At 69.4% G+C, this 25153-nt stretch carries 29 protein-coding genes; 21 read left to right on the top strand and 8 right to left on the bottom strand.

Annotated features, from left to right (window positions below; all coding sequences use genetic code 11):
• Positions 1 to 53: 53 nt before the first annotated feature.
• Positions 54 to 1052 carry a thiamine-phosphate kinase gene (thiL, locus tag O1W71_RS02610; protein WP_269266426.1) on the top strand — a complete coding sequence of 333 codons (999 nt, stop codon included), beginning with the start codon at positions 54 to 56 and terminating at the stop codon, positions 1050 to 1052.
• On the opposite strand, the gene rsmD is transcribed toward thiL, so the two are convergent.
• Together rsmD and O1W71_RS02600 are read right to left on the bottom strand one after the other, a co-directional pair.
• The gene (gene rsmD / locus O1W71_RS02605; protein ID WP_269266425.1) at positions 1022 to 1618 is read right to left on the bottom strand and encodes a 16S rRNA (guanine(966)-N(2))-methyltransferase RsmD; all 597 of its coding nucleotides are present in this window, start codon (positions 1616 to 1618) and stop codon (positions 1022 to 1024) included. The two genes, thiL and rsmD, sit on opposite strands and share 31 nt — an antisense overlap.
• A complete protein-coding gene (locus tag O1W71_RS02600) occupies positions 1615 to 2229 on the bottom strand; it encodes a 1-acyl-sn-glycerol-3-phosphate acyltransferase (RefSeq protein WP_269266424.1) in 615 nt (204 codons plus the stop codon). The genes rsmD and O1W71_RS02600 overlap by 4 nt, the downstream gene beginning before the upstream one ends.
• 57 nt (positions 2230 to 2286) lie before the next feature.
• On the opposite strand from O1W71_RS02600, the gene O1W71_RS02595 reads away from it, so the two are divergent.
• From O1W71_RS02595 to mutM, 6 genes are all read left to right on the top strand, one after another.
• Positions 2287 to 4446 carry an ATP-dependent DNA helicase RecG gene (locus O1W71_RS02595; protein WP_269266423.1) on the top strand — a complete coding sequence of 720 codons (2160 nt, stop codon included), beginning with the start codon at positions 2287 to 2289 and terminating at the stop codon, positions 4444 to 4446.
• A 9-nt stretch (positions 4447 to 4455) separates the two neighbouring features.
• Positions 4456 to 4953, top strand: a complete 498-nt coding sequence (gene coaD, locus O1W71_RS02590; protein ID WP_112614462.1) for a pantetheine-phosphate adenylyltransferase — start codon at positions 4456 to 4458, stop codon at positions 4951 to 4953.
• A 105-nt stretch (positions 4954 to 5058) separates the two neighbouring features.
• Entirely contained in the window at positions 5059 to 5556 is a 498-nt protein-coding gene (locus O1W71_RS02585) for a YceD family protein (protein WP_269266769.1), read from the top strand.
• A 2-nt stretch (positions 5557 to 5558) separates the two neighbouring features.
• Positions 5559 to 5768 (top strand): 50S ribosomal protein L32, encoded by a 210-nt coding sequence (gene rpmF, locus O1W71_RS02580; RefSeq protein WP_269266422.1) that lies wholly within the window; start codon positions 5559 to 5561, stop codon positions 5766 to 5768.
• An 11-nt stretch (positions 5769 to 5779) separates the two neighbouring features.
• Positions 5780 to 6472, top strand: a complete 693-nt coding sequence (gene rnc / locus O1W71_RS02575; RefSeq protein WP_269266421.1) for a ribonuclease III — start codon at positions 5780 to 5782, stop codon at positions 6470 to 6472.
• Positions 6465 to 7361: a bifunctional DNA-formamidopyrimidine glycosylase/DNA-(apurinic or apyrimidinic site) lyase gene (mutM, locus tag O1W71_RS02570; protein ID WP_269266420.1), complete on the top strand. Its 897-nt coding sequence runs from the start codon at positions 6465 to 6467 to the stop codon at positions 7359 to 7361. Before rnc ends, mutM begins: the two co-directional genes overlap by 8 nt.
• On the opposite strand, the gene O1W71_RS02565 is transcribed toward mutM, so the two are convergent.
• Together O1W71_RS02565 and O1W71_RS02560 are read right to left on the bottom strand one after the other, a co-directional pair.
• Positions 7309 to 8436 carry a GNAT family N-acetyltransferase gene (locus tag O1W71_RS02565; protein WP_269266419.1) on the bottom strand — a complete coding sequence of 376 codons (1128 nt, stop codon included), beginning with the start codon at positions 8434 to 8436 and terminating at the stop codon, positions 7309 to 7311. The two genes, mutM and O1W71_RS02565, sit on opposite strands and share 53 nt — an antisense overlap.
• A gap of 46 nt (positions 8437 to 8482) precedes the next feature.
• On the bottom strand, positions 8483 to 8734 hold the full coding sequence (locus O1W71_RS02560) for a hypothetical protein (protein ID WP_112614470.1): 252 nt from the start codon (positions 8732 to 8734) through the stop codon (positions 8483 to 8485).
• Between the two features lie 368 nt (positions 8735 to 9102).
• Here O1W71_RS02560 and smc point away from each other — a divergent pair, with 368 nt between their 5' ends.
• The 4 genes from smc to O1W71_RS02540 are packed head-to-tail and all read left to right on the top strand — an operon-like array spanning position 9103 to position 14492.
• Positions 9103 to 12609 carry a chromosome segregation protein SMC gene (gene smc, locus O1W71_RS02555; RefSeq protein ID WP_269266418.1) on the top strand — a complete coding sequence of 1169 codons (3507 nt, stop codon included), beginning with the start codon at positions 9103 to 9105 and terminating at the stop codon, positions 12607 to 12609.
• Between the two features lie 4 nt (positions 12610 to 12613).
• Positions 12614 to 13486, top strand: a complete 873-nt coding sequence (gene ftsY / locus O1W71_RS02550) for a signal recognition particle-docking protein FtsY (RefSeq protein ID WP_269266417.1) — start codon at positions 12614 to 12616, stop codon at positions 13484 to 13486.
• 60 nt (positions 13487 to 13546) lie between these two features.
• Positions 13547 to 14047, top strand: coding sequence for a DUF2004 domain-containing protein (locus O1W71_RS02545; RefSeq protein WP_023950989.1), 501 nt, complete (start codon positions 13547 to 13549; stop codon positions 14045 to 14047).
• 1 nt (position 14048) lies between these two features.
• A complete protein-coding gene (locus O1W71_RS02540; protein WP_112614476.1) occupies positions 14049 to 14492 on the top strand; it encodes an MSMEG_6728 family protein in 444 nt (147 codons plus the stop codon).
• A gap of 26 nt (positions 14493 to 14518) precedes the next feature.
• Here the strand turns inward: O1W71_RS02540 and lipA are convergent, their stop codons facing one another.
• Positions 14519 to 15541, bottom strand: coding sequence for a lipoyl synthase (gene lipA, locus O1W71_RS02535; RefSeq protein ID WP_114589333.1), 1023 nt, complete (start codon positions 15539 to 15541; stop codon positions 14519 to 14521).
• The gene (lipB, locus tag O1W71_RS02530; RefSeq protein WP_269266416.1) at positions 15538 to 16176 is read right to left on the bottom strand and encodes a lipoyl(octanoyl) transferase LipB; all 639 of its coding nucleotides are present in this window, start codon (positions 16174 to 16176) and stop codon (positions 15538 to 15540) included. The genes lipA and lipB overlap by 4 nt, the downstream gene beginning before the upstream one ends.
• A gap of 57 nt (positions 16177 to 16233) precedes the next feature.
• Here lipB and O1W71_RS02525 point away from each other — a divergent pair, with 57 nt between their 5' ends.
• Complete coding sequence (locus O1W71_RS02525) at positions 16234 to 16800, top strand: TetR/AcrR family transcriptional regulator (RefSeq protein ID WP_269266415.1); 567 nt, start codon at positions 16234 to 16236, stop codon at positions 16798 to 16800.
• Between the two features lie 33 nt (positions 16801 to 16833).
• Entirely contained in the window at positions 16834 to 18387 is a 1554-nt protein-coding gene (ffh, locus tag O1W71_RS02520; RefSeq protein WP_094261654.1) for a signal recognition particle protein, read from the top strand.
• A 15-nt stretch (positions 18388 to 18402) separates the two neighbouring features.
• Here ffh and O1W71_RS02515 read toward each other — a convergent pair whose 3' ends face one another.
• The gene (locus tag O1W71_RS02515; protein ID WP_269266414.1) at positions 18403 to 19572 is read right to left on the bottom strand and encodes a glutamate--cysteine ligase; all 1170 of its coding nucleotides are present in this window, start codon (positions 19570 to 19572) and stop codon (positions 18403 to 18405) included.
• A gap of 183 nt (positions 19573 to 19755) precedes the next feature.
• On the opposite strand from O1W71_RS02515, the gene rpsP reads away from it, so the two are divergent.
• From rpsP to trmD, 4 genes are read left to right on the top strand one after another with little or no spacing between them, the layout of a single operon-like run.
• Positions 19756 to 20181 (top strand): 30S ribosomal protein S16, encoded by a 426-nt coding sequence (gene rpsP, locus O1W71_RS02510; RefSeq protein ID WP_269266413.1) that lies wholly within the window; start codon positions 19756 to 19758, stop codon positions 20179 to 20181.
• 4 nt (positions 20182 to 20185) lie between these two features.
• Positions 20186 to 20416, top strand: a complete 231-nt coding sequence (locus tag O1W71_RS02505) for an RNA-binding protein (RefSeq protein ID WP_023950977.1) — start codon at positions 20186 to 20188, stop codon at positions 20414 to 20416.
• A gap of 1 nt (position 20417) precedes the next feature.
• Positions 20418 to 21035 (top strand): ribosome maturation factor RimM, encoded by a 618-nt coding sequence (gene rimM / locus O1W71_RS02500; RefSeq protein ID WP_269266412.1) that lies wholly within the window; start codon positions 20418 to 20420, stop codon positions 21033 to 21035.
• A gap of 1 nt (position 21036) precedes the next feature.
• Entirely contained in the window at positions 21037 to 21738 is a 702-nt protein-coding gene (trmD, locus tag O1W71_RS02495) for a tRNA (guanosine(37)-N1)-methyltransferase TrmD (RefSeq protein WP_269266411.1), read from the top strand.
• Positions 21739 to 21774: 36 nt separating this feature from the next.
• On the opposite strand, the gene map is transcribed toward trmD, so the two are convergent.
• Positions 21775 to 22557: a type I methionyl aminopeptidase gene (gene map / locus O1W71_RS02490; protein ID WP_112614490.1), complete on the bottom strand. Its 783-nt coding sequence runs from the start codon at positions 22555 to 22557 to the stop codon at positions 21775 to 21777.
• A 52-nt stretch (positions 22558 to 22609) separates the two neighbouring features.
• Between map and O1W71_RS02485 the strand changes: the two genes are divergently transcribed.
• The 4 genes from O1W71_RS02485 (at position 22610) to O1W71_RS02470 (ending at position 25148) form a co-directional block, all read left to right on the top strand.
• Positions 22610 to 23104: an MFS transporter permease gene (locus tag O1W71_RS02485; RefSeq protein WP_269266410.1), complete on the top strand. Its 495-nt coding sequence runs from the start codon at positions 22610 to 22612 to the stop codon at positions 23102 to 23104.
• A gap of 155 nt (positions 23105 to 23259) precedes the next feature.
• The gene (rplS, locus tag O1W71_RS02480) at positions 23260 to 23607 is read left to right on the top strand and encodes a 50S ribosomal protein L19 (protein ID WP_023950969.1); all 348 of its coding nucleotides are present in this window, start codon (positions 23260 to 23262) and stop codon (positions 23605 to 23607) included.
• Positions 23608 to 23748: 141 nt separating this feature from the next.
• The gene (gene lepB, locus O1W71_RS02475) at positions 23749 to 24492 is read left to right on the top strand and encodes a signal peptidase I (RefSeq protein ID WP_269266409.1); all 744 of its coding nucleotides are present in this window, start codon (positions 23749 to 23751) and stop codon (positions 24490 to 24492) included.
• Positions 24489 to 25148 (top strand): ribonuclease HII, encoded by a 660-nt coding sequence (locus O1W71_RS02470; protein ID WP_269266408.1) that lies wholly within the window; start codon positions 24489 to 24491, stop codon positions 25146 to 25148. Before lepB ends, O1W71_RS02470 begins: the two co-directional genes overlap by 4 nt.
• Positions 25149 to 25153: the final 5 nt, after the last annotated feature.

Raw genomic sequence — 25153 nt, 5'->3', positions numbered from 1 at the left:
CCTCCAGGGTACTGGGCCGTGAGGGGCCACGACCGCCGGGGTAGCGTGGGACCATGCCCGACGTCGATCCCGCCACCCCCGTCGGCTCCCTGTCGGAAGAGGCTGTGCTCGCGCACATCCTCCAGCGCTTGGGCCCGGGCCAGGCGCTCGTCGGGCCGGGCGACGATGCCGCGGTGCTGCGGCTCGCCGATGCACGCGTCGTGGTGACCACCGACACGTTGATCCACGGTCCGGATTTCCGGCTGGCCTGGTCGTCCGGGCGAGACCTCGGCGCGAAGGCTGCGGCCGTCAACCTCGCGGACGTTGCCGCGATGGGTGCCCGGCCCGTCGCCCTGTTCGTCGCTCTCGCCATGCCGCCCGAGACGAGCATCGGGTTCGTCGGCGAGCTCGCCTCCGGGCTTCGAGAGGCGTGCGACGAGCTCGCCCCGGGATGCCGGGTCGAGGGAGGCGATCTCACGAGCTCCGATGCGCTCACGATCGCCGTCACCGCGGTCGGCGAGCTCGACCCGGGCCGGGCTCCGGTGCTGCGCTCCGGGGCACGCCCCGGTGACATCGTGGCGATCTGCGGCGATGTCGGTCTCGCTGCCGCGGGTCTCGACATCCTGTTCGATCGCTTCCGAGATGAGCGGGGTGCGGCAATCGCCGTCGATGACGCTGCGCTGAGCCCGTCCGAGCGCGTCGCGGTGCGGGGGCAGCTCCGCCCGCGTCCACCGATCGGGTCTGGCACAGCTGCGGCGCGAGCAGGCGCGACCGCGATGATGGACGTGTCCGACGGCCTGGTGCGTGATGCTCGTCGTCTCGGCCAGGCCTCGAGCGTGACGATCGATCTCGAGCGGAGCACGCTCGGCCCGGACAGCGATCGCGCGCTTCGCGGCGGCGAGGATCATGCGCTCCTCGCGACCTTCGCCGCCGGGACGGTGCTTCCCGCGGGCTTCCGTCGCATCGGCTCGGTGAAGCAGTCCGGCCTCGACCCGCTCACCGTGGACGGTAGGCCGGAACGTTCGGCCGGCGGATGGGACCCTTACCGCGACTGGGACGGCGCGGGCGGCTGACCACCGTCGTCCGCGCGTTCGTACCACCACAGTGCGGTATCGCCGTAACGCTTGCTGCGCAGCGGTTCGAGCTGCGCCGGAACGCGCGGCTCGGGAGAGCGGCTCGCGCGTTCCACGATGACGACCGCCCCTGGCGCGGTGACGTCGGCCAGCAGTGCGAGAGTGATCGCGAGGGCCTCGTCATCGAGGTCGTAAGGCGGGTCGATGAACACGAGGTCGAAGGGCCCCGATGCCGACTGCAGGAACGCGTCGGCGCTGCTGCGATGGACCCGGACCGCCGACGAGCCGACGGCCCGAGCGACGGTTCGCGCGTTGCGGTCGGTCACCGCGGCCGCCGACGCCGACTTCTCGACGAGGTCGACGGACGCCGCGCCCCGACTGACGGCCTCGAGACCGAGGGCACCCGAACCGGCGTAGAGGTCGAGCACGCGCGCGCCGTCGAGGACGCCCGAGGCATCGAGCCCCCCGAAGAGCGACTCGCGGACCCGGTCGCTCGTCGGTCGGGTGCCGCGGTCGGGAACCCGCAGCACGAGCGATCCGGCGGCGCCGGCGATGATGCGTGTCATGACGGGTCCGCCGTATGTTCCGCGGCCTCGTCGCCGGCGCTGCCGCCGTTCTCGTCGCGGAGGCGCGGCTCGCTACGCAGCTCGGGGCGGAACCCCGCCTTGTCGGCGTAGAACTCGCGGATGACGGCCATGTCGGCGGCGACGTCGCCCGTGAGCTCGATGGTCGGCCCGAGGCCGGTGGTCATGGTGGTGCGGTCGACGTACCCGAGCGTCACCGGCAGGCCCGAGGCGCGGGCGATGCGGTAGAACCCCGACTTCCAGCCGGTACGGGAGGTGCGGGTCCCGTCCGGGGTGATGACCAGACCGAACACCTCGCCCGCCGCGATCTGCGCGAGGACATCGTCGACGACGCGCGAGGGGTCGTCCCGGTCGACGGGGATGCCGCCGAGGCGACGCATCGGACCGCTCCGCCAGCCGCGGAACAGACTCTTCTTGCCCAGCCACCGGACCGGGATCTGCAGACGCCACGCGATCGCGAGCATGAGCACGAGATCCCAGTTGGAGGTGTGCGGCGCACCGATGAGGATGGTGGGTCGTGTGGGTGCGGGCGTGCTGACGAGGCGCCAGCGGCTGAACGTCCAGAAGATGCGGGCGATCGCGCGTCGGAGCATGCTCTTACCGTAAAGCCTGGCGGCAGCGTGTCCGACCTCCTGCCTAGACTCGACTCCATGCCGCAGGTCGACCTGGATACCCCGCTGCCGCAGGCCGTGGGCGAGAAGGTCGCCGCGACGCTCTCGCGTGCGTTCGCGATGTCGACGGTCGGTGACCTCCTCGCGCACTACCCGCGTCGCTACGCCCGCCGCGGCGAGCTGACCCCGATCTCGTCGCTGCCCGTGGGGGAGATGGCGACGATCGTCGCCGAGGTGAAATCGGTTTCGGAGCGTCCGATGCGTCAGCGCCGAGGGTCGCTCATCGAGGTCGTGATCAGCGATGGCGTCGGCGAAGCGACGCTGACGTTCTTCGGGCAGAAGTGGCGTCTCCAAGAGCTCCGGGTCGGGCGACAGGGCATCTTCTCGGGCAAGGTCGGGGTGTTCAAGGGAAAGCAGCAGTTCGCCCACCCCGACTACGAGCTCTTCGACGACGAGGTCGAGGCGCGCGTGACGGCGGTCGCGCGAAGCCTCGAACCGATCCCCATCTACTCGGCCACCAGCACCATCACGAGCTGGCAGCTGCGCAAGATCATCGCCGACGTCATCGCGCGGCTCGGTGACGTGGCCGATCCGCTGCCCGACGAGCTGCGTCTACGGCGTCAGCTCCTCGATGCCCGGACGGCGCTCGTTCAGGTGCACACCCCGACCGTCCCCGAGCACGTGCGGCCGGGGTTCGAGACCCTCCGCATGCACGAGGCCTTCGTCCTTCAGGCAGCGCTCCTGCAGCACCGCATCCAGGTGCGGCGACTCGCCGCCACTGCCCGACCGGCGGGAGACCTTCTCGAGCAGTTCGACGCCGCTCTGCCCTTCGAGCGCACCCCCGATCAGATCGCCGTCGGTGACGTGATCGCCGACGATCTCGTGAACGAGTGGCCGATGAACCGGCTGGTGCAGGGCGAGGTGGGTTCGGGTAAAACGCTCGTGGCTCTTCGCGCCATGCTGCAGGTTGCGCAGTCCGGCGGGCAGGCGGCACTCATCGCTCCGACGGAGGTCCTCGCGGCGCAGCACGTGCGATCCATCGCGAAGATGCTGGGGCCGCGGCTCGCCCCCGAGCTGATGCCCACTCTGCTCACGGGGGCGCAGCCGGCCGCTGAGCGGCGCAAGGCCGCTCTGCGGGCAGCATCCGGCCAGGCACGGATCGTGGTGGGCACCCACGCGCTGCTGAGTGCGTCGACGACGTTCGCCGACCTCGGCCTGGTCGTCGTCGACGAGCAGCACCGATTCGGCGTCGAGCAGCGCGAGGCGCTCCGCGCGAAGGGCACCTCGCCCCACGTGCTCGTGCTGACGGCGACGCCGATCCCGCGCACCGTGGCGATGACCGTTTTCGGAGACCTCGACGTGTCGACGATCCGCACGATGCCGACCGGGCGCGCGGGCATCTCGACCTTCGTCGCGCCTCTGGCCGAGAAGCCGGGCTGGTTCGGCCGGGTGTGGGAGCGCGTGGCCGAAGAGGTCGCTCAGGGACGACAGGCCTTCGTCGTGTGTGCGGCGATCGACGCCGAGAAGGCCGTGGTCGACGACACCGACGACGCGGGCATGCTCGAAGACGGCACGCGGACGCGCACGCGCTGGGGAGTCGTTCAGGCCACCGCGATGCTCGCACAGCATCCGTCGTTCGCCGACCTCACCGTCGCGACGCTGCACGGCAAGATGCCTGCGGACGAGAAGGATGCCGTCATGCAGGCGTTCGCCCGCGGTGAGATCGACGTGCTCGTGGCCACGACCGTCGTCGAGGTCGGGGTCGATGTGCCGAACGCCTCGACGATGGTGATCCTCGAGGCTGAGCGATTCGGAGTGTCGCAGCTTCACCAGCTGCGCGGCCGCGTCGGCCGGGGCAGCGTGCCCGGGCTGTGTCTGCTGGTCACCGAGGCAGACCCCGATACGGCGGCGCGGTCACGGGTCGAGGCGGTCGCGGCCACGACCGACGGCTTCTCCCTGGCAGAGGTCGACCTCGAGCTGCGGGGCGAGGGAGACGTTCTCGGCGATGCTCAGTCGGGTGCGCGGTCATCGCTTCGTCTGCTCCGAGTCGTCGCGGATGCCGACTTGATCGCGCAGGCGCGCGACGAAGCCGCATCCGTGCTGCAGAACGACCCCGATCTGTCGGCGCATCCCGGGCTCGCCGCAGCCATCGCGCGGCGCCTGGGCGAGGACGAGCGCGGCGCGCTCCACAGGAACTAGGCTCAGACCATGAGCAACCGGATCGCGGTCGTGCCCGGCTCCTTCGATCCGCCGACCCTCGGCCATCTCGACGTCATCCGTCGGGCCGCTGCCTTGTACGACCAGCTCCACGTCCTGGTCGTCCACAACCCCGGCAAAGAAGCGATGCTCCCCATCGCGCAGCGTCAGGCGCTTCTCGAGCAATCGATCGACGAGGCCGGGATCGAGGGTGAGATCGTCGTCGCGGCGTGGAGCATGGGACTACTCGTCGACTACGCGACCGACGTCGGCGCCGGGATCCTCGTCAAGGGAATCCGGTCGCAGGTCGACGTCGCCTACGAGACGCCGATGGCGATCGTCAACCGGCACCTCGCTCAGATCGAGACCGTGTTCCTGCTTCCCGACCCCGCGCACGCGCTGGTGTCGAGCTCGCTCGTGCGGCAGGTCGCCTCGCTCGGCGGCGACGTATCGCCCTTCGTGCCGGGCCCCGTCGCGCGGTTCCTCGACACGGGATCCCGCGGCATCTGAGTCCGCTCGCCGCCACGGCGACTACCATGGTCGATCGTGGGTAGAAAGCACGTCACCGGACCATTCGTCATCCCCGTGCACGACATCGTGCGCCAGCCGGGGGAGATGCGGGAGTTCGCGTTCAGCGTGCCCGCGCCCGACAAGTGGGGCGAGGGTCTCGTCTCGGTCGCCGCGGGCCGGCCGATCGACCTCGAGGTGCGCCTCGAGTCGGTGCACGAGGGCATCCTGGCCACCGCTGAGGCCGACACCGTGTACGACGGCGTCTGCGGTCGGTGCCTGACGGAACTGACACGCCCCCTCCGAATCGAGTTTCAGGAGCTCTTCGGGTATTCTGGGGACGAAGCGTCCGACTTCGAGGTTCAAGACGACCACGTGGATCTTGAAACTTCGGTCAGGGATTCGATCGTCCTGGCGCTTCCGTTCCAACCGGTGTGTCAGCCGGATTGCCCCGGGCTCGACCCGGTCACGGGTGAGAAGCTGACGCCGGGAGCGGAACCTGCGGAGCAGGTGCAGATCGACCCGCGCTGGGCCGCGCTGACGGCCTACACCCCAGACCACGACGACGCAGACCACCGCGTCGCGCCCGACACAGAGAAGAGCTAGCCATGGCAGGTAACCCCCCGAAGCGGAAGGTCTCCCGCTCCAACACGCGTTCGCGTCGCGCGCAGTGGAAGGCCGAGGCTCCCACGCTCGTCAAGACCATCGAGAACGGCAAGGTCGTCTACAGCCGCCCCCACCAGGCGAAGGTCGTCACCGACTCGCAGGGCGCCGAGCTGTTCCTCGAGTACAAGGGTCGCAAGGTCGCTGACGTCTGACGACGCGCGGCGTGACTGAGAACATCACCGAGCGCTCCGCGCTCACCGACAAGCTCGGGGTCGATATCGACCCCGAGCTTCTGTCGCTTGCCCTCACCCACCGTTCGTACGCGTACGAGAACGGCGGGACGCCTCACAACGAGCGTCTCGAGTTCCTCGGCGACTCGATCCTGGGCCAAGCCGTGACCGTGCACCTTTTCCGCACGCATCCCGATCTCGACGAGGGGGCGCTGGCCAAGCGCCGCGCGAGCGTCGTGTCGACGATCGCCCTGGCCGAGGTCGCTCGGACGATCGGGCTCGGCGACCACGTCAAGCTGGGCCGCGGCGAGACGCAGACCGGCGGGCGTGACAAGGACTCGATCCTCGCCGACGCCATGGAGGCCGTGATCGGAGCGGCCTTCCTCTCGGCCGGCCCCGAGCGGGCGCAGGAACTCGTCCTCCGTCTCGTCGCGCCGCTTCTGGCGGACCCCGCGCGTTACGGCGCGGCAATGGACCCGAAGACCTCCCTGCAAGAGCTCGCCGCCCACCTGGGCGTTGCGCCGCCGGTCTACGGCATCGAGGCCTCGGGACCTGATCACCACCGGGTCTTCACCGCGACCGTCACCGTCGGCGACGTGTCACGCGAGGGAGTGGGAAGCAGCAAGAAGCAGGCCGAGATGGCCGCCGCCCTCGCTGTGTGGCACGTGCTGTCGGCCCGTGCCTGAGCTGCCCGAAGTCGAGGTCGTTCGTGCCGGTCTCGAGCCGGCCGTCGTCGGCGCGCGCATCGAGGCCTGCACGGTCCTCGATGCCCGCGCGCTCACGCGCCACGCCGGGACGCCGGAGTCTTTCGAGCGGGAGCTGACCGGCCGCTCCGTCACCGCCGCCGCGCGACGCGGCAAGTTCCTCTGGTTTCCCCTGGAGGGCACCCAGCGTGCGGTCATCGCCCACCTCGGAATGAGCGGGCAGATGCTGCTGCGCGAGCCCGGTGCGCCGACCGAGCGCCACGAACGCATCCGCTGGGACATCGTGCATTCGGAGCACGGCGAGCTCTCCGTCCTGTTCGTCGATCAGCGGACCTTCGGCTCTCTCGCGGTGGACGACCTCGAGCCCACGGTGGACGGCGCCGCAGCCGGGCGCGGAACGGATGCGGCACTGATCCCGGGGCAGGTGCGGCACATCGCCCGCGACCCCCTCGACCCGGCGTTCGACGCTCCGCGGTTTCATCGGGAGCTCGCCCGGCGGTCGTCGGGCATCAAGCGCGTTCTGCTCGACCAGGGCGTGATCAGCGGCATCGGCAACATATACGCCGATGAGGCGCTGTGGGCTGCCCGCATCCATCCCGAGACCGCCGCGTCCCTCCTTTCGCGCCCAGCGCGGGAGCGCCTCCTCGAGGCCGTCGTCGCGGTGATGACGAAGGCTCTCGCCGAAGGCGGCACGAGCTTCGACGCCCAGTACGTCAACGTCAACGGCCAGGCCGGCTACTTCGCGCACTCGCTCGAGGCCTATGGCCGCACCGGAGCGGAGTGCTCGCGGTGCGGCTCGGCCATCGTCCGGGTCGCGTTCACGAACCGCTCATCGCACTACTGCCCGCGCTGCCAGCGTCGTCGCCACTGAGCCGTTTCTTCCACGCGCCCTCGTACGACAGCGGCCGGAACCCGAGGGCCTCGTTGATGTCGAGCATCGGGCGATTCTCTTCGGCGTTGTAGGTGATGACGCGGGGTGATTCGGGGGCGATGTCGCGCCACGCGACGAGCCCCGCGCACTTCACGAGCATTCCGAGGCGGTGGCCCCGGTGGGACGCCGCCACGAGCGTGTCGCGCTGGTGGGTCGCGCCGGTGCGGTCGGAGCTGATCATGAGCTCGTTGAAGGCCGCCAGCTCGCCGGTCTCGATGTGCTGCGCCGCAGTCACGAGCAGTGTCTGGCCCGCTTCGACGTAGCGCGCATCGTGGCGGGCCAGGCGCGCGGCATCCCACTCTTCCTCGTCCACCTCGAGGCCGGCGGCGGGGGCGTCGGTCGACATGCGCGATTTGAGCCAGGCGTACCCCTCGACGAACTCCGGCGGCGTCGGCGCGGTCCATCGCACCACGCGATACCCGGCGGCCGCCACCGTGGCTCTCGCCAGGTGCTCATCGACGACGGCGGCGGAGTCGGTCAGATCGAGCACGCTCTTCCGGTTGATCTGCTCGAGCGTGTAGCCGTGACGCAGCAGGAAGCGCGCGGCATGGTCGCGTGGAATGTCGCCGTACCCCGTCGGTGCGCCCAGCCTGTCGCCCGGCTGGTCGGGATGCTCGGCGTACGTCTGCAGAACGTGGCGGCCATGGTCGCGGGCGGTCCGCTCGACGAGCGCGTGGGCCTGCGAACCGATGCCGAGTCCGTGGACCTCGCGCAGGAGTTCGATGAGCGAGTACGCGCTGTCGGATCCGGCTTCGTGGGGGATGTCGAGCCCCACGCGCCCGACGACTCTGCCGTCCCACACTGCAAGCCAGCTGAATCTCGTCTCGTCTGGGCTCGGGCGATAGTGGGGGAGCAGCTCGTCGGGGCGGGCGGTATCGTCATCGCCGCCGGTGATCTCGCAATACACGAGATTGCGCACGCGCACCATCTCGCAGAAATCCGCGGCGTCCGGTGCGTCGATGCTCTCGGGGATGCGGAGGGGGCGCAGCTCGAGCCGCGCAGTGATGTCGTTCATGATTCTCTTTCGGCGGCGGGGGTCTCGTCACCGAGACCCCCGCGGATCAACGGTAGGGAGTGAGCAGGTACGCGCGTTCCCAGTGCCGCTCGCGCGCCTCGCGGGCGGCGAGCTGTTCGCGGCGGTACGCGACCTCGGGCGCAGAGCTGGCGCCGCGGTTCGCGCTCCACACGATGAGGCGCAGTGCGATGCGCAGCGCAAGGCGCTGGGCGAGGGTCGGACGGCCGAGAGCCGTCTGCTCGGAAATGGCGGGCCGCGCAGGCGCGACCTCGGGACGTCGTTGTACGACGGTGTTCATGGTGTCCTCGTTCGAAGAGGGCGGACGTGCGATGGCGACGATGTGCGTCGCAGGTGCAGCCGTCGGCTGCGGCCCGGCGCGAGGTGTCGCGCGGGCGGAGAGGCGGAACGGGGCGAGGGACTCGCGGACTCAGACGTTCAGCGGAGCACCCATGACGGCGGCTCCACCGATCACGCAGGAGAAACGGTCGCGGTGCTCGGAACGAACAGCAACAGCGTTAAACGCGGTGACAGAAATCAACATCGGGGAACCTCCTCTCGTCAGGGATGCGGGAAGTGACGCTAGCGGTCCGCCCGGTGCGGCGTCAAGTCCGGCTCGTCATCCTCCGGTAGCGTGTGGGCATCCACCGAGCGCCGGGAGGGCCCGACATGCACCTGAAGAGCGTCACGCTCAAGGGCTTCAAGTCGTTCGCCCAACCGACCACTTTCGTGCTCGAGCCGGGCGTCACCTGCATCGTCGGGCCCAACGGCTCGGGCAAGTCGAACGTCGTCGACGCGCTCGCCTGGGTCATGGGCGAGCAGGGAGCCAAGACCCTCCGCGGCGGGAAGATGGAAGACGTCATCTTCGCCGGCACTGCGACGCGCGGTCCGCTCGGTCGCGCCGAGGTCCAGCTGACGATCGACAACCACGACGGCGTGCTTCCGATCGAGTACGCCGAGGTGACGATCAGCCGCACGCTGTTCCGCAACGGATCGAGCGAGTACGCGATCAACGGCGAGACGTGCCGACTGCTCGACGTGCAGGAGCTCCTGAGCGACTCCGGTCTCGGTCGCGAAATGCACGTGATCGTCGGGCAGGGCCGGCTCGACACCGTGCTGCAGGCGAGCGCGGAGGACCGGCGCGGTTTCATCGAGGAAGCGGCGGGCATTCTGAAGCACCGCCGCCGCAAAGAGAAGACGGTTCGCAAGCTCGAGGCGATGGAGGCCAATCTCACGCGGTTGAGCGACCTGGCGGGCGAACTGCGGCGGCAGCTGAAGCCCCTCGGCAAGCAGGCCGAGATCGCACGTGAAGCCGCGACGATCGCCGCCGTCGTCCGCGACGCGAAGGCGAGGCTGTACGCCGACGACCTCGTCGCGCTGCGCTCCCAGCTCGCCGACCATGCACGCGACGAGCACGAGCGGCACGCCGAACGCCTCGTGCTGCAGGACCGGCTCGACGGCGTCAAACGACGCATCGACGAGCTCGAGGCCGAGCAGCGATCCGAGGCCGTCGACAGGGCACGCGCCACCGCGTTCGCGCTCGAGCAGGTCCAGGAGCGGGTGCGCGGACTGCACACGCTCGCGGCGCAGCGCCGCGCTCTTCTCGAGGACGACGGCCAGCTCTCGATCGAGGTCGCCACGGTCGGACAGGGGGCGATCGACGAGGCCCGCCAGGAGGTCGACGAGATCGCCTCGGGCGTCGGCGACGCGCAGGATGCCGCCGCCGCTGCATCCCGGGATGTGATTCGAGCGCGTGCCGAGTTGGATGCTCTCGACTCCGACATCGCCGCGCAGAGCGCTCTCGTCTCCGAGCACGACATGCGGCTGACCAAGCTCCGCGGCCGAGCAGACGCCGCCGCGTCGCGCCTGGAAGCTCTGCGCGCGACGCTCGAACGGCAGCAGCGGGGGCTGGACGCCGCACGGACGCGGCGCGCGGAGGCTGAGGCGGCCCTCGAGCAGGTCCAGTCCGAAGCGGCTCCCGAGGCGAGCTCCGCCGAGCACACGGCTGCGTACGAGCGCGCTCAGCGCGAGGCGACGGAGGCGGAGACGACGCTCGCGGGCATCCGTGAGCGGCTGCACGCGGCCGAGCGCGAGGTCGAGTCGCTGACGGCGCAAACGGCTGCGCTCGGGCGGGCGCTCGAGGTCCGCAACGCGGCCGCCGATCTGCTGTCGCGCGGCGACGATGGGCTGCGGTCACTCGTCGCCGACGCCCTGAAGGTGGAACCGGGATACGAAGCGCCTGTCGCTGCGGCGCTGGGGGCGCTGGCCGAGGGCGTGCTCGCCGCCGATGTGCCCGCAGCGCTGCGGGCGGCAGCCACCGCTGCCGAGGACGACCTCGGTGTCGTCGACATCGTCCTCGCGCATGCCGACCGGGGAGAGGCTGTCAACGCCGTGCCGGGCGCTGTGCGTGCGATCGACGTCGTCAGCGGGCCCGACGGCGTCGTCGGACAGCTCGAGCACGTGCTCGTCGCTGATGACCTCGAGACAGCAGTCCGTATCCGCGATGCATGGTCGGCGAGCGAACGCGGACGCGCCGTCGTCGTGACCAAGCAGGGCGAGCTGGTCTCGTGGCGCACGGTCCGAGCCGGATCCGGCGAGGGCCGGTCACGTCTCGAACTCGCCGCGGAGCGAGACGCGGCGGCTGACCGGCTGAGCGAGATGACCGTCGTCGCCGACGCGCTCCGCGAGTCGCTGACCGACGCACAGGCAGCCTGGACCGAGGCTCGCGCCCGGACGAGGACAGCGCTCGAGACGCTGCGTGCCCACGATGCGGCGCTTGCGGCCGACGCGGAAAAGCTCAACCGAGCCACAGTGCGGTACGAAGCGGCCATCGCAGAATGCGACCGGCTCGAGGCAGGCATCGCGCCGGCCGTCTCGGCCGCGACCGAGGCCGAGTCCGCGGCCCGCGATGCCGAGGAAGCGCTCGCGGCGGCGGCTGCGGCGCCGCGCCCGATCCTCGACGCATCGGCGCGTGACGGTCTCCTCGAAGCCCTCGAACAGGCTCGTGAACGCGAGATGCGCGCACGCCTCGACGTCGAGACCCTGCGAGAGCGTGTGCGAGCCGGCGAGGCCCGCGTGGTTCAGCTCGAACGCCAACGCGAGCGAGAGCGCGCCGCCGCCGCCGAGGCCGCCCGACGCGCCGTCATCCGGCGGCAGCAGCGTGCGATCGCGGATGCCGTCGCCGCACAACTGCCGCCGCTGCTCGAATCGATCGACAGGTCCGTCGCCGCCGCCCGCGTGGAACTGGGGAGGGCTGAGCAGGCGCGGAGCGAGATCACGAGCGAGCTCGCCGAGCTGCGCCGCCAGGATCAGTCGGCGCGCAGCCGGCTCTCGGCCCTCACCGAGTCGGTGCACGGACTCGAGATGCAGATGCACGAGAAGAAGCTGCACGTGACGAGTCTGCTCGAACGCGTCGGGTCGGAACTGGGCTTCGACGAGGACATTCTCGTTTCGGAATATGGGCCGGACCACCCCGCCCTCGATGATTCCGGCGAGCCGGTGCCCTTCGATCGCGCCGCTCAGCGCCGTCGCCTCGCGGAGGCGGAGCGGAAGCTCGCGCAGCTCGGGCGCGTGAACCCTCTGGCGCTGGAAGAGTACGCCGCGCTCGAGCAGCGGCACGCGTTCCTCACGGAACAGCTCGCGGATTTGACGCAGACCCGCTCGGACCTGCTGACGATCATCGGCGAGCTGGACGAGCGGATGCAGACGATCTTCCTGTCCGCCTTCGAGGACACGAAGGTCGCATTCGGCGAGGTATTCCCGATCCTGTTCCCCGGGGGCACCGGCAGCATCTCGCTGACCGATCCCGACAACCCGCTCACGACCGGCATCGAGGTCGCGGTGCGACCTGTGGGCAAAAAGATCGAGAGGTTGTCGCTCCTCTCGGGCGGCGAGCGTTCCCTCGCCGCTGTCGCTCTTCTGACGGCCATCTTCAAGGCGCGGCCGAGCCCGTTCTACATCCTCGACGAGGTGGAGGCAGCGCTCGACGACGCGAATCTCGGACGCCTGCTCGGCGTGTTCGAACAGCTCCGCGAATCGAGCCAGCTCATCGTCATCACGCACCAGAAGCGCACGATGGAGATCGCGGACGCGCTCTACGGCGTCTCGATGCGCCAGGACGGAGTGTCGGCGGTCGTCGGTCAGCGCGTTCGGGAGCGCGCGGGCGCCGTAGGCTGAGGGTATGGCCGACAATCCCTGGTCGCTCTCGCGCGCGCTGCGCGGGCTCTTCGTCAAGCCGACCATCGACGAGAACACGTGGGACGATCTCGAGACGGCGCTGCTGACCGCCGACTTCGGGCCCGACATCACGGAGCGTCTCGTCGATGACCTGCGCGACAAGGTGGAGCGGTACCGCACGACCGACCCCCGCGACCTCCAGCGCATGCTCAAGGAGGCCCTGGAGGAGCGGTTCGCCGCGTTCGACTCGACCCTGCGTCTGACGGAGCGTCCCGCCGTCGTCTTGGTCGTCGGGGTGAACGGCGTGGGGAAGACCACGACGATCGGCAAGTTCGCGAAGTTCCTCCAGCGTTACGGTCGGTCGGTCGTCGTCGGAGCCGCCGACACCTTCCGTGCGGCCGCGGTCGACCAGCTCGCGACGTGGGCCGAGCGCGGAGGCGCGCAGATCGTCCGTCCGCAACAGGAAGGCCAGGACCCGGCCTCCGTTGCGTTCCAGACGATCGACTACGCCAAGCGGACCGGCACGGAGATCGTGCTCGTCGACACGGCCGGCCGCCTGCACACCAAGGGCGGGCTGATGGACGAGCTCACCAAGATCCGGCGCGTCGTAGAGAAGCAGGCGCCGATCAGCGAGGTACTGCTCGTTCTCGACGCGACGACCGGGCAGAACGGCGTGATGCAGGCCGAGGCGTTCCTCGAGCACGCGGGAGTGACCGGCCTGGTCCTGACGAAGCTCGACGGCTCCGCACGTGGCGGATTCGTCCTCGCCGTGCAGGAGCGCACCGGCATCCCCGTGAAACTTCTCGGCCAGGGCGAGGGAATCAACGACCTCACGGGCTTCACCCCGCACGTCTTCGCGTCGGCGCTCGTCGACTGAGTCGCGCGCCGCGCCGCATCACCACTTCCCCCGCACCCTCACGGCTGGTTTCATAAACACATGGCGATCGAGCACGACTACTTCGGACTCCTCGAGTCGGGGCCGGACGGATCGATCTTCTGGTCGGATCACGTCGAGATCGGCGATCAGACGGTCACCGTCGATCTGACGGCTCCGGATCAGGACGACGTCTCGGCTGCCGCGCTGGATGTCGCCGCCGCCATGATCTCGGCGATCGAATCGATCGATCTCTCCGCTCGCAACGCGATGGTCTCCGAGCTGAACGACCGCACCAGCGAGGTGACGGAGTTCATCCTCCAGCAGCAGGAGGAGCTCGGAGAGGACATCGAGTCGTACCTCGTGGACATCTCGGGCGACGTCCACATGGACGTCATCCGGTCGCTGCAGCTGATCAGCATGACGATCCTGGCAGATGAGCACGGGGGATCGGACCCATTCGCGGTGCTCGAGTACGCGCTCGACCCCGATTCCACCGAAGAGGTGCTCCTGGTGAATCTCACGAGCGACGGCAGCATCCAGTCGGTCACCAGCGCCGACTGACGTGCAGACCTTTCTGCCGTATCCCTCGTTCGCCCAGTCGGCGGCGGCCCTCGACACGGCGCGGCTCGGCAAGCAGCGCGTGGAGACGCTGCAGCTGCTCCGGGCCAACACGGTCCCGGGATACGGATGGCGGAACCATCCGGCCGCCAAGATGTGGCGCGGCTATCTGCCCGCTCTCACGGCGTACGGCCTCGCGATGACGGACGCGTGGATCGCCGCCGGTCGCCCGGACACGGTCCGGCCGCAGCTGTTGCAGTTCGCGCCCGATGTCGACGGGATGCCCGAGAGCGAACTCGAGATGCCGCCGTGGCTGGGCGATGAGGCGTTCCACCTGTCTCACCGCTCGAACCTCGTGCGCAAGGATGCCGCGTTCTACCGGCCGCGCTTCGGTGACGTTCCCGACGACCTGCCGTATGTCTGGCCGCCGGACCCGACCGCGTCCTGAGACCTCGCGACCGGGCCGGCACGCCGTCAGACGGCCTGCGCGAATCCGGACTGGGCCGAGTCGGCGAGGTGCGCGAGATGGGGCGGGATCTCCCGGCCCTTGGCAGTCATGGACTGCGCCCACAGGCGCCCGGCCCGATAGGACGACCGCACGAGCGGTCCGGCGAGCACGCCGAGGAAGCCGATGCGTTCCGCTTCCTCACGGAAGCCGACGAACTCCTCCGGCTTGACCCAGCGGTCGACCGGCAGGTGACGAGGCGTGGGACGCAGGTACTGCGTGATCGTGATGATGTCGGTGCCCGCGTCGTGGAGGTCCTGGAGGGCCTGGACGACCTCCTCGGGCGTCTCGCCCATCCCGAGGATGAGGTTCGACTTGGTGATGAGTCCGGCGTCACGGGCGCGCGTGATCACGCCCAGGGAGCGCTCGTAACGGAAGGCTGGCCGGATCCGCTTGAAGATGCGGGGGACCGTCTCGACGTTGTGTGCGAAGACCTCGGGTCGTGACGCGAACACCTCGTCGAGCTGCGCCGCGTCGCCGTTGAAGTCCGTCGCGAGGATCTCCACGCCCGTGCCCGGGTTCTCCGCGTGGATCCGTCGCACCGTCTCCGCGTGGAGCCAGGCTCCGCCATCGGCGAGGTCGTCGCGCGCCACCCCGGTGACCGTCGCGTAGCGCAGCTGCATCCGGCTGACGCTCTCGGCGACGCGGCGCGGCTCGTCGGTGTCGTATTCGGCCGGCTTGCCCGTGTCGATCTGGCAGAAGTCGCACCGACGCGTGCACTGCGAGCCGCCGATGAGGAAGGTCGCCTCCCGGTCCTCCCAGCATTCGTAGATGTTCGGGCATCCCGCTTCCTGGCAGACCGTGTGGAGTCCCTCTTCTTTGACCAGATCATGCAGAGCGCGATACTCCTCGCCCATCCGCGCCTTCGTCTTGATCCACTCCGGCTTGCGTTCGATCGGCGTCTGCGCGTTGCGCACTTCCAGGCGCAGGAGCTTGCGCCCTTCCGGACCACCCGCGGCGGGAGCGGCGGGCACGGCGCAGCCGCCGCTCATGCTGCGGCCGCCGTCTCGAACTCGGCGCGGAACCGACACGCGACGGTGTCCACCACATCCGCGGGGGAGACGCTTCTGCCCAGCACTGTCGAGAGGGAAGCGACGCCGGCATCGGCGATGCCGCACGGGATGATCTGCTGGAACGGGGCGAGGTCGTTGTCGCAGTTGAGGGCGAAGCCGTGCATCGTCACGCCGCGCTGAACCCGCACACCGATGGCCGCGATCTTCGCGTCTCGGCCGTCCTGACTCACCCAGACGCCGCTTCGGCCCGTCACTTGACGGGCCGCGACGCCCAGGTCGGCGACGACGTCGATGAGCATCCGCTCGAGCCGCCGCACGTGCGAGACCACGTCCACCGGCTCCGGCAGAGCCAGAATCGGATACCCCACCAGCTGGCCCGGCCCGTGCCAGGTGATCTTCCCGCCGCGGTCGACGTCGACGACGGCGGTGCCGTCTGTCGGTCGCTCGCCGGGCTCGGTTCGCGCTCCCGCGGTGAACACCGGCTCATGCTCGAGCAGGAGCAGCGTGTCGGGGCCACCGGCGACGACGGCGTCGTGGACACGGCGCTGCAGCTCCCAGCCTTCTGCGTAGGGGACGACGGCGGGGGCGAGCCCCACGACGCGGACATCGAGCACGGTTCCTCCTCGAATACTGGACCGCGTCCAACAATACGACACGCCTAGGCTGTCCTGGTGACGTCCTCCACCCGCGCCGGCCGGCCTCGCGTATCCTCCCGCGAGACCCTCGCGGAGGCCGCCTGCGAGCTCTTCCTCGAGCGCGGTTATGAGGCGACGACGGTCGCCGACATCACCCGACGCGCCGGTGTCAGCCGTTCGAGCTTCTTCAACTACTTCTCGTCGAAGTCGGCCGTCCTGTGGTCCGGACTCGATGAGCGGATCGGCGAGCTCGAGCTCGGTCTGCGGCGCGCCGGCGGTGTCGACGACGTCGCGTCCGCGGTGGCGGAGCTCGCCCGCGGCTTCGCCCCCGACGCGTTGGCGCTCGCGCTCGTCAACGATGTCGCGATGGGGCTGTCCGACGAGCTCGCGCGAGATGCCGCACTGCGGGCCGCCCGCATCGCGAGAGCCGTCGCCGCGGCCCTGCACGGGTCGGGGACGGAACGGCTCGAAGCCGACATCCTCGGTGCCGCCTGGGGCGGTGCCGTGCTCGGAGCCGTCCGCTCCTGGGCGCGCGGGGGAGCGGGTCGGACGGATCTGGCGCACGAGATGGTCCGAGCGATCGCGATCGTCCGGGGGCGCTGACCGGGTCAGCTGCTCGCATAGAATCGAGGGATCATGGCAACTTTCGGCACGCTCTCCGACCGTCTTACCGAGACCTTCCGGAATCTCCGCACCAAGGGAAAGCTCTCGGCGGCTGACGTCGACCAGACCGTCCGTGAGATCCGCCGCGCGCTTCTCGACGCCGACGTCGCCCTCGCGGTGGTCAAAGAGTTCACCGCCAAGGTGCGTGAGCGCGCGCTCGGCGATGAGGTGAACCGTGCGCTGAACCCTGCGCAGCAGGTCGTTCAGATCGTCAACGAGGAGCTCGTGGGCATCCTCGGCGGCGAGCAGCGGCGACTGCAGTTCGCGAAGAACCCGCCCACCGTCATCATGCTCGCGGGCCTCCAGGGCTCGGGTAAGACCACGTTCGCCGGCAAACTCGCGAAGCAGCTCGAGAAGGACGGCCACACCCCCCTTCTCGTCGCGTGCGACCTCCAGCGGCCGAACGCCGTGAACCAGCTCCAGGTCGTGGCCGAGCGTGCCGGCGCCGCCATCTACGCGCCCGAGCCCGGCAACGGAGTCGGCGACCCCGTGCGAGTCGCGCGTGACGGTGTCGAGCACGCACGCCGCCAGCAGCACGATGTCGTCATCATCGACACCGCGGGACGCCTCGGCGTCGATGCGGAGCTCATGAAGCAGGCCGCCTCGATCCGCAAGGCCACCGATCCCGACGAGGTGCTCTTCGTCATCGATGCGATGATCGGGCAGGACGCGGTCAACACCGCGAAGGCGTTCCAGGAAGGCGTCGACTTCACCGGTGTCGTCCTCTCCAAGCTCGATGGCGACGCACGCGGTGGTGCTGCGCTCTCGGTCGCCTCGGTCACCCAACGGCCGATCATCTTCGCGTCCACGGGTGAGGGCCTCGATGACCTCGAGCCCTTCCACCCGGACCGCATGGCCAGCCGCATCCTCGACCTCGGCGACATCCTCACTCTGATCGAGCAGGCACAGCAGGCGTTCGACGAGCAGGAGGCCCTCGCGGTCGCCGAGAAGCTCGCGAAGGAGCAGTTCACGCTCGAGGACTTCCTCGACCAGCTTCAGCAGATGAAGAAGATGGGGTCGATGAAGAAGATGCTCGGCATGCTGCCGGGTATGGGGCAGATGAAGCAGCAGCTCGAGCAGTTCGACGAGCGCGAGATCGACCGCACCGAGGCGATCATCCGGTCGATGACGCCGGCCGAGCGTCGCAACCCGAAGGTCCTCAACGGCTCGCGCCGCCTGCGCATCGCCCGCGGTTCGGGGATGACGGTGACCGATGTCAACCAGCTCGTGCAGCGCTTCGAGCAGGCGGCGAAGATGATGAAGACGGTCGCTCGCGGTGGCGTTCCCAACATCCCCGGCATGGGGCCGATGGGCGGCAAGCCCGGCGCCTCGAGCAAGCGCGGCAAGCAGGCCAAGAACAAGGGCGGTTCACGTTCGGGCAACCCGGCGAAGCGGGCCGCAGAGAACGCCGGCCTCGCGACCGCGACGGCGCCGACCGGTTCGGGTTTCGGTCTCGGAGCCGGCGGTCAGGCTCAGCCGAGCGAGGCCGACCTCGCCGAGATCCAGAAGCTCTTCGGCAAGGGCTGAGTCAGCCGGTCCGAATCAGCGGCCGACTTCCGGCTGCGCCAGGTGCTGGCGCAGCGTGGGGCCGTCGCGGAACTCGCGGATCAGGTGCTGGACGACCTCGCGCAGGTCGCCGTCGGCCGCATCCGCGACGCGCGTCTGCCGGAGGTAGCTCGCCCCTTGATCGAGGATCGTGTTCAGCCCGCGGAACTCGCGTGCGCAGTGCAGCTCCTCGGCGATCGGCTCGAGCTCGGCCATCGTGTCGCGGAGGTGATCGGCGACGTGGCGCTGCGTGCCATCGGCGTCGACGATCAGACGCGCGTCCAACCCGTACCGGGCGGCGCGCCACTTGTTCTCGCGCACGAACCACGGCGGGATCGTGGGGAGCTCGCGCCCCTCGTCGAGCTGGCGTGAGAGGTGCTCGGTGAGCACCTGGACGAGGGATGCCACGGCCGCGAGCTCGGGAAGCGTCGACATCCCGTCGCAGGCGCGGATCTCGATCGTTCCCCACTTCGGCGCGGGGCGGATGTCCCAGCGCACCTCCGACGCGTCCTCCATGACGCCCGTGCGGACCATGCCGTCGAGGTAGTTCTCGAAGTCGCTCCACTGCGTGAAACTCCAGGGCAGGCCGGCGGTGGGCAGCTGCTGGAAGACGAGGGCGCGATTGGATGCGTACCCGGTGCGGTCGCCGGCCCAGAACGGGCTCGACGCCGACAGGGCTTGCAGGTGGGGGAGGTAGAGCGACAGCGCGTTGATGAGCGGGAACACCTTGTTCACGTCCTCGACACCCACATGGATGTGGATGCCCCAGATCATCATGTTCCGGCCCCACCACTGGGTGCGTTCGATGAGCTTGTGATAGCGGGTCTTGTCGGTGATCTGCTGCTCGTACCACCGGGCGAAGGGGTGGCTGCCGGCGCAGAGCATCTCGAGACCGCGCGGTGCGGCGAACTTGCGCACTCGCTGGATCGCGTCGTCGATGTCGTCGACCGCCGCGGCGACGGTGTCGCCGACACCGCTGGTGACCTCGATGGTGTTCGTCAGCAGCTCGCCCGTGATCGTGTAGCGCTCGAGCGCGGAGGATTCCTCGACTTCGGCGAGCACTTCCGGCGCTCGGGGCGCGAGATCCCCGGTGTCGCGGTCGGCGAGCATCAACTCCCACTCGAGCCCCACGGAGGAGCGGGCAGACGTGGCGAAGGGGACCGTCATGGGCTCAGTCTGACACGCGGTGCGGTGCGGTTCGCGACGACCGTCATCATCTGGCAAAATAGACGGTTGGACCGCTCGCTCGACCCTCTATCCGGCGGGAAGGTCCACCCTCAGAGCTCCCGCCGGGTGTGCACCCCACGCTCCAGGCGACGTTCACTTCACATCACACCACTCAGGAGAATTGTGGCTGTCAAGATCCGTCTCAAGCGCCTCGGCAAGATCCGCGCGCCCTACTACCGCATCGTCGTCGCCGACTCGCGCACCAAGCGCGACGGCCGCGTGATCGAGGAGATCGGTCAGTACCACCCGACCGAGGAGCCCTCGATCATCAAGGTCGACTCCGAGCGCGCCCAGTACTGGTTGTCCGTCGGCGCTCAGCCGACCGAGCAGGTCACCGCGCTGCTGAAGCTCACGGGCGACTGGGGCAAGTTCAAGGGCGACAAGAACGCCGTCTCGACCGTTCGCACGGCCGAGGCGAAGGGCGAGTTCGTCGCAGACGCGTCGAAGAAGTCGGTCATCAAGCCGCAGGCCGCCAAGAAGGCCGAGGAGCCCGCCGCTGAGGCTCCCGCCGACGAGGCTCCCGCCGCCGACGCGACCGACGCGGAGTAATCCGTTGCTGTCCGCCGCGCTCGAGCACGTCGTCAAGGGGATCGTCGATCACCCCGACGACGTCGTCATCCGTTCCTCCTCGTCGCCCCGCGGCGAGGTCCTCGAGGTGCGCGTGCACCCCGACGACCGGGGACGGGTGATCGGGCGCGGCGGCCGCACCGCCAAGGCGCTGCGCGCGCTGATCTCCGCGCTTGCCGACGGCACGCGCGTTCGCGTCGACGTCGCGGACGACTGACATGGCCGCCGACCCCGCTCGCACTCAGCTGCGCGTCGGGCGCCTCGTCAAGGCGCACGGCCTCAAGGGCGCACTCAAGCTCGAGCTGTACACCGATGATCCCGACGGCCGCTTCATGCCGGGCGCGACCTTCACGTTGCAGGTCCCCGAGGCGTCTCCCTGGCACGGCAAGTCCGTGACCGTCCGCGAGTTCCGGTGGATGAACTCGCACCCCGTCCTCTTCCTCGAGGACGTCAACGACCGCGATGCCGCCGAGAGCCTGGTCAAGGCCATCCTCTGGGTCGACCAGGACGGCGACGCCACGGTCGAGGACGACGCCTGGTTCGATCACCAGCTCGTCGGCCTCGACGTCGTGCGTGACGGTGAGCGGGTCGGACGCATCGCACGAGTCGATCATCTCCCGGCGCAGGACCTCCTCATCGTCCAGCGCGACGGCGACGACACCGAGATCCTCGTGCCGTTCGTCAAGGCGATCGTGCCCGAGGTGGATGTCGCAGGGGGTCGTGTCATCGTGACTCCGCCGGCGGGACTGTTCGAAGACCTGCCCGCTGAGGAGTCCGACGACTCCGCGGAAGCCGCTTCCGTGGAAGACGGCGACGGCGCCTCCTCCGAGGACTGACGTGCGCGTCGACGTCGTCACGATCTTCCCCGCGTTCTTCGACGTCCTCGAGGTCTCGCTCCTGGGCAAAGCGCGCGGCGCCGGCCTCCTCGATGTCCGCATCCACGATCTGCGGGACTACACCACCGATCGGCACCGCACCGTCGACGACACCCCCTACGGCGGCGGCGCCGGCATGGTGATGAAGCCCGAGCCGTGGGGGCTCGCGCTGGATGCCATCGTCGCGGACGCGGGCGACCGGCCGACGTTCATCTTTCCTTCGCCTGCCGGCGAGCGGTTCTCGCAGAGCACCGCTCGCGAGCTGAGCGAAGCGTCGCACCTCGTCTTCGGCTGTGGCCGCTACGAGGGGATCGACGAGCGCGTCTTCGCATACGCGGCGACGCTCGGCGACGTCCGGCTCATGAGCCTCGGCGACTATGTCCTCAATGGGGGAGAGGTCGCCTCGATGGCGATGATCGAAGCGATCGGCCGCCTCATTCCCGGCGTCGTCGGCAACCCCGAGAGCCTCGTCGAGGAGTCGCACGAAGACGGGCTGCTCGAGTACCCCTCGTACACCAAGCCCGCGTCCTGGCGCGGCCACGAAGTGCCGGACGTCCTGCTCAGCGGGCACCACGGCCGCGTCGCGGAGTGGCGGCACGCCCAGCGGGTCAAGCGGACGCGCGAGCGCCGTCCGGACCTGCTGCCCGGAGACCTCGAGGCCTGAGCCGGCCGCCGACGACGGACCGGCCCAGGGCACACGTCAGTCGACGCCGAGAAACGACCGGTCGGTGAGGATGACCGGACCGTCCGCGGTGATGGCCACGGTGTGTTCGGAGTGCGCACCGCGGGACCCGTCGGCGCTGCGGAGGGTCCATCCGTCGGCATCCGTGACCAGCTTGTCGGTGCTCTGCAGGAACCAGGGCTCGAGCGCGACGACGAGGCCGGCGCGCAGCGGGTAGCCGCGGCCGGGCTTGCCGTCGTTGGGGACGTGCGGGTCGCCGTGCATCTCCCGGCCGACGCCGTGGCCGCCGAAGTCGGTGTTGATCGACAGCCCGTCGGCGCGGGCGACCGTCGCGACGGCGTGCGAGATGTCGCCGATCTTGTTGCCGACCACGGCGGCTCCGATTGCTGCATCGAGAGCGCGCTCGGTGGTGTCGATGAGGGCGAGATCCTCGTCTCGCGGCGTTCCCACGACGAACGACACGGCCGAGTCGGCCACCCAGCCGTCGACCGAGACCGCGAAGTCGAGCGTGACGAGATCGCCGTCGCGCAAGGCGTAGTCGTGGGGGAGCCCGTGCAGGACCGCGTCGTTGATCGACGTGCAGATCACTTTGCCGAACGGGCTGGCTCCGAACGACGGGTGGTAGTCGATGTAGCAGGATTCAGCGCCGGCGCGGCGAATGAGCTCGTGCGCGCGCCGATCGATCGCGAGGAGGTTCGTGCCGACCTTCGTCTCGTCTCGAAGGGTCGCCAGCGTCTCGGCCACGAAGCGTCCCGCGGGACGCATCGCTTCGATCTCGGCAGGGGTGCGCAGCTCGATCATCGTGATCCTCTCTTCAGCTTCTATCCTGCCGGACCGGCGTAGCATCGGGAGCATGTGGCTGCGACGCGCGCTCTTCCATTGGCTCCTTCCCGCGGCCCTGGCGCTGCCGCTGTGGCTCGTCGTGGGCTGGGCGATCTCGGGTGCGAGCGGCTGGGTGTTCCTCTGGGTCCTGTTCATTGCGGTCCCGGCGGTGCTGATCGGTCAGCTCGTGACGACACTGCTGGTGCGGGCACGCGGCACCGTTCGGCACTCGCGGATGCTGTCGTGGTGGGACGTCCTCGTGTTCACGGTGTGGCACGCGCTCATCATCGTCATCGGGTTCTACCCCGAGGGTGCCTTCTGGCCGCTGCTCTTCGCCGCGGTCGCGGCGTTCCTCGCGGTCTTCTGGGTGTCGCTCTGGCAGCTCTTCCGCGAAGCGCGGCCCGTCTCGCTGTTCTCCGTCGCCACAGATCCGGTGTACCTGCGCGAAGCGATGCGACCGACGTCCGAACGACGTGCCGACGAGAAGGTCGTGATCATCGAAGAGGTCCGGCGCAGCGACGGCTGACGTTTTGGTCAGCAGGGCCCGGCATGGCAGAATGAACGCTTGTGCCCTGACAGATCTCTGCCTCAGGGGAGCGGCGCCCGGCGGGCGCCCGGGGCACCGCATCCTTATTCAACTCTCTCGTGGTCGACCTGAGGCGGTCGCAGGAAGAACAGATCATGCAGATCCTCGACTCCGTCGACGCAGCATCGCTGCGCAGCGACATCCCCGCATTCGCCCCCGGCGACACCGTCAAGGTGCACGTCAACATCACCGAGGGCAACCGCTCGCGTATCCAGGTCTTCCAGGGCGTCGTCATCGGCCGCTCGGGCGACGGCGTGCGCGAGACCTTCACCGTCCGGAAGATCAGCTTCCAGGTCGGCGTCGAGCGTACGTTCCCCGTCCACAGCCCCGTGATCGACCACATCGAGGTCGTCACGCGCGGTGACGTCCGTCGCGCGAAGCTGTACTACCTGCGCAACCTGCGCGGCAAGAAGGCGAAGATCAAGGAGAAGCGCGACCGCTGATCGCAGCGACGCATTCTCTGGATGCCCCGGGCTCAGGCTCGGGGCATCCGTCGTCTCCGCTGCGCGGTGACCGGCGATGGTCGCGGAATGTGCGACCCTGGGTAGGGCTCCCCGGCGGGCGAGTCGGATGAGAGGCGATGAATGACCACCGATGACCTTGCCGCGCAGGTGCCGAAGCCCGCGCGTTCACGATCACGTCGCCTCGGCCTGCTTCTTCGCGACATCCTCGTGATCGTCGCCATCGCTCTCACGGTGTCGTTCCTGGTCAAGACGTTCCTCGTCCGTTCGTTCTACATCCCGTCCGGATCCATGGAACGGACGCTGCTGAAGGACGACCGGATCCTCGTCGACCAGCTCACGCCCCGATTCGGCGGCTACGCGCGGGGTGACGTCGTCGTCTTCCGCGATCCCGGAGGGTGGCTGCCTCCCACCGTCCAGCAGGCCCGTCCGCCGCTCGTCGAGGGGATGGACTGGGTGCTCTCCGTCGTCGGACTGTCGGCTCCCGACAGCAAGGACCATCTCATCAAGCGGATCATCGGGATGCCGGGTGACCATGTCGTGTGCTGCAACGCCGTCGGTCAGATCACGGTGAACGACGTTCCCATCGACGAATCCTCGTACGTCTCGCTCGCGGACGGCCAGTCGACCCCGCAAGAGGTTCCGTTCGACGTGACGGTGCCCGAGAACTCGCTCTGGGTGCTCGGCGACAACCGTGATCACTCGCGGGACTCGCGCTACAACCGCGACCAGCCCTCGCAGGGCTTCGTCCCGCTCGACAACGTCGTGGGACGAGCCTTCCTCATCACCTGGCCCCTCGACCGCTTCGGCCTCATCGACTTCCACCACGACGTCTTCGCGGGGGTCCCCGCGCCCGAAGGACGATGACCGTCGTCGCGCCCCGGCTGACCGTCGAACGGCGGCTGCTGCGCGAGTACGAGTTCGTCATCGCTCTCGACGAGGTCGGGCGGGGCGCGTTGGCGGGGCCGGTGTCGGTCGGCGCCGCCGTGCTCGACGCACGCTGCGCGCGCCGTCGCGTTCCCGAAGGGCTTCGTGACTCGAAGCTCGTGACGGAGCTTCGCCGGCCAGAGCTGGCGCTGCGAGCAGCCGACTGGGTCGTGGCCTCGGCGGTGGGGTCGGCCACGCCGGGCGAGATCGACGAGATGGGGATCATGCGGGCGCTCGGCCTGGCCGCGGTTCGCGCGATCCAGGGTCTCGGCGTCGCGGATCCCTTCGCTGCTGAGACGGTCGTCATCCTGGACGGCAATCACGACTATGTCAGTCCGATGGCCGGACCGGGCATGACGGTGCGGACGATCATCAAGGCGGACCGTGACTGCGCCAGTGCCGCGGCGGCGTCGGTCATCGCGAAGGTGGCGCGCGATGCCCACATGACCGCGCTGCACGACGAGACGCCGATGTACGAGTGGGCGCGGAACAAGGGTTACGCCAGCGCTCTCCACCGGGCCGCGATCCGGGAGCACGGGCTGTCTCGTCATCACCGGGCGTCCTGGGCGATCGCCGACGCGCCGACGCTGTTCTGACTTCG

This window comes from Microbacterium sp. H37-C3 (assembly GCF_027157935.1).
Taxonomy (GTDB): domain Bacteria; phylum Actinomycetota; class Actinomycetes; order Actinomycetales; family Microbacteriaceae; genus Microbacterium; species Microbacterium plantarum.
The sequence above is the reverse complement of the archived record's forward strand: the minus strand, read 5'-3'. Positions and strand labels throughout refer to the sequence as shown.

Bases quoted from the DNA above. Each gene is read 5' to 3' on its own strand.
- O1W71_RS02515 (WP_269266414.1), bottom strand. From the start codon at position 19,572: ATGACGGTCCCCTTCGCCACGTCTGCCCGCTCCTCCGTGGGGCTCGAG.
- smc (WP_269266418.1), top strand. From the start codon at position 9,103: ATGCACCTGAAGAGCGTCACGCTCAAGGGCTTCAAGTCGTTCGCCCAA.
- O1W71_RS02545 (WP_023950989.1), top strand. From the start codon at position 13,547: ATGGCGATCGAGCACGACTACTTCGGACTCCTCGAGTCGGGGCCGGAC.
- O1W71_RS02485 (WP_269266410.1), top strand. From the start codon at position 22,610: ATGTGGCTGCGACGCGCGCTCTTCCATTGGCTCCTTCCCGCGGCCCTG.
- O1W71_RS02560 (WP_112614470.1), bottom strand. From the start codon at position 8,734: ATGAACACCGTCGTACAACGACGTCCCGAGGTCGCGCCTGCGCGGCCC.
- lepB (WP_269266409.1), top strand. From the start codon at position 23,749: ATGACCACCGATGACCTTGCCGCGCAGGTGCCGAAGCCCGCGCGTTCA.
- rplS (WP_023950969.1), top strand. From the start codon at position 23,260: ATGCAGATCCTCGACTCCGTCGACGCAGCATCGCTGCGCAGCGACATC.
- lipA (WP_114589333.1), bottom strand. From the start codon at position 15,541: ATGAGCGGCGGCTGCGCCGTGCCCGCCGCTCCCGCCGCGGGTGGTCCG.
- map (WP_112614490.1), bottom strand. From the start codon at position 22,557: ATGATCGAGCTGCGCACCCCTGCCGAGATCGAAGCGATGCGTCCCGCG.
- O1W71_RS02470 (WP_269266408.1), top strand. From the start codon at position 24,489: ATGACCGTCGTCGCGCCCCGGCTGACCGTCGAACGGCGGCTGCTGCGC.
- O1W71_RS02585 (WP_269266769.1), top strand. From the start codon at position 5,059: ATGCGGGAGTTCGCGTTCAGCGTGCCCGCGCCCGACAAGTGGGGCGAG.
- O1W71_RS02565 (WP_269266419.1), bottom strand. From the start codon at position 8,436: ATGAACGACATCACTGCGCGGCTCGAGCTGCGCCCCCTCCGCATCCCC.
- rpmF (WP_269266422.1), top strand. From the start codon at position 5,559: ATGGCAGGTAACCCCCCGAAGCGGAAGGTCTCCCGCTCCAACACGCGT.
- thiL (WP_269266426.1), top strand. From the start codon at position 54: ATGCCCGACGTCGATCCCGCCACCCCCGTCGGCTCCCTGTCGGAAGAG.
- rsmD (WP_269266425.1), bottom strand. From the start codon at position 1,618: ATGACACGCATCATCGCCGGCGCCGCCGGATCGCTCGTGCTGCGGGTT.
- O1W71_RS02595 (WP_269266423.1), top strand. From the start codon at position 2,287: ATGCCGCAGGTCGACCTGGATACCCCGCTGCCGCAGGCCGTGGGCGAG.
- rimM (WP_269266412.1), top strand. From the start codon at position 20,418: ATGGCCGCCGACCCCGCTCGCACTCAGCTGCGCGTCGGGCGCCTCGTC.
- coaD (WP_112614462.1), top strand. From the start codon at position 4,456: ATGAGCAACCGGATCGCGGTCGTGCCCGGCTCCTTCGATCCGCCGACC.
- ftsY (WP_269266417.1), top strand. From the start codon at position 12,614: ATGGCCGACAATCCCTGGTCGCTCTCGCGCGCGCTGCGCGGGCTCTTC.
- O1W71_RS02600 (WP_269266424.1), bottom strand. From the start codon at position 2,229: ATGCTCCGACGCGCGATCGCCCGCATCTTCTGGACGTTCAGCCGCTGG.
- ffh (WP_094261654.1), top strand. From the start codon at position 16,834: ATGGCAACTTTCGGCACGCTCTCCGACCGTCTTACCGAGACCTTCCGG.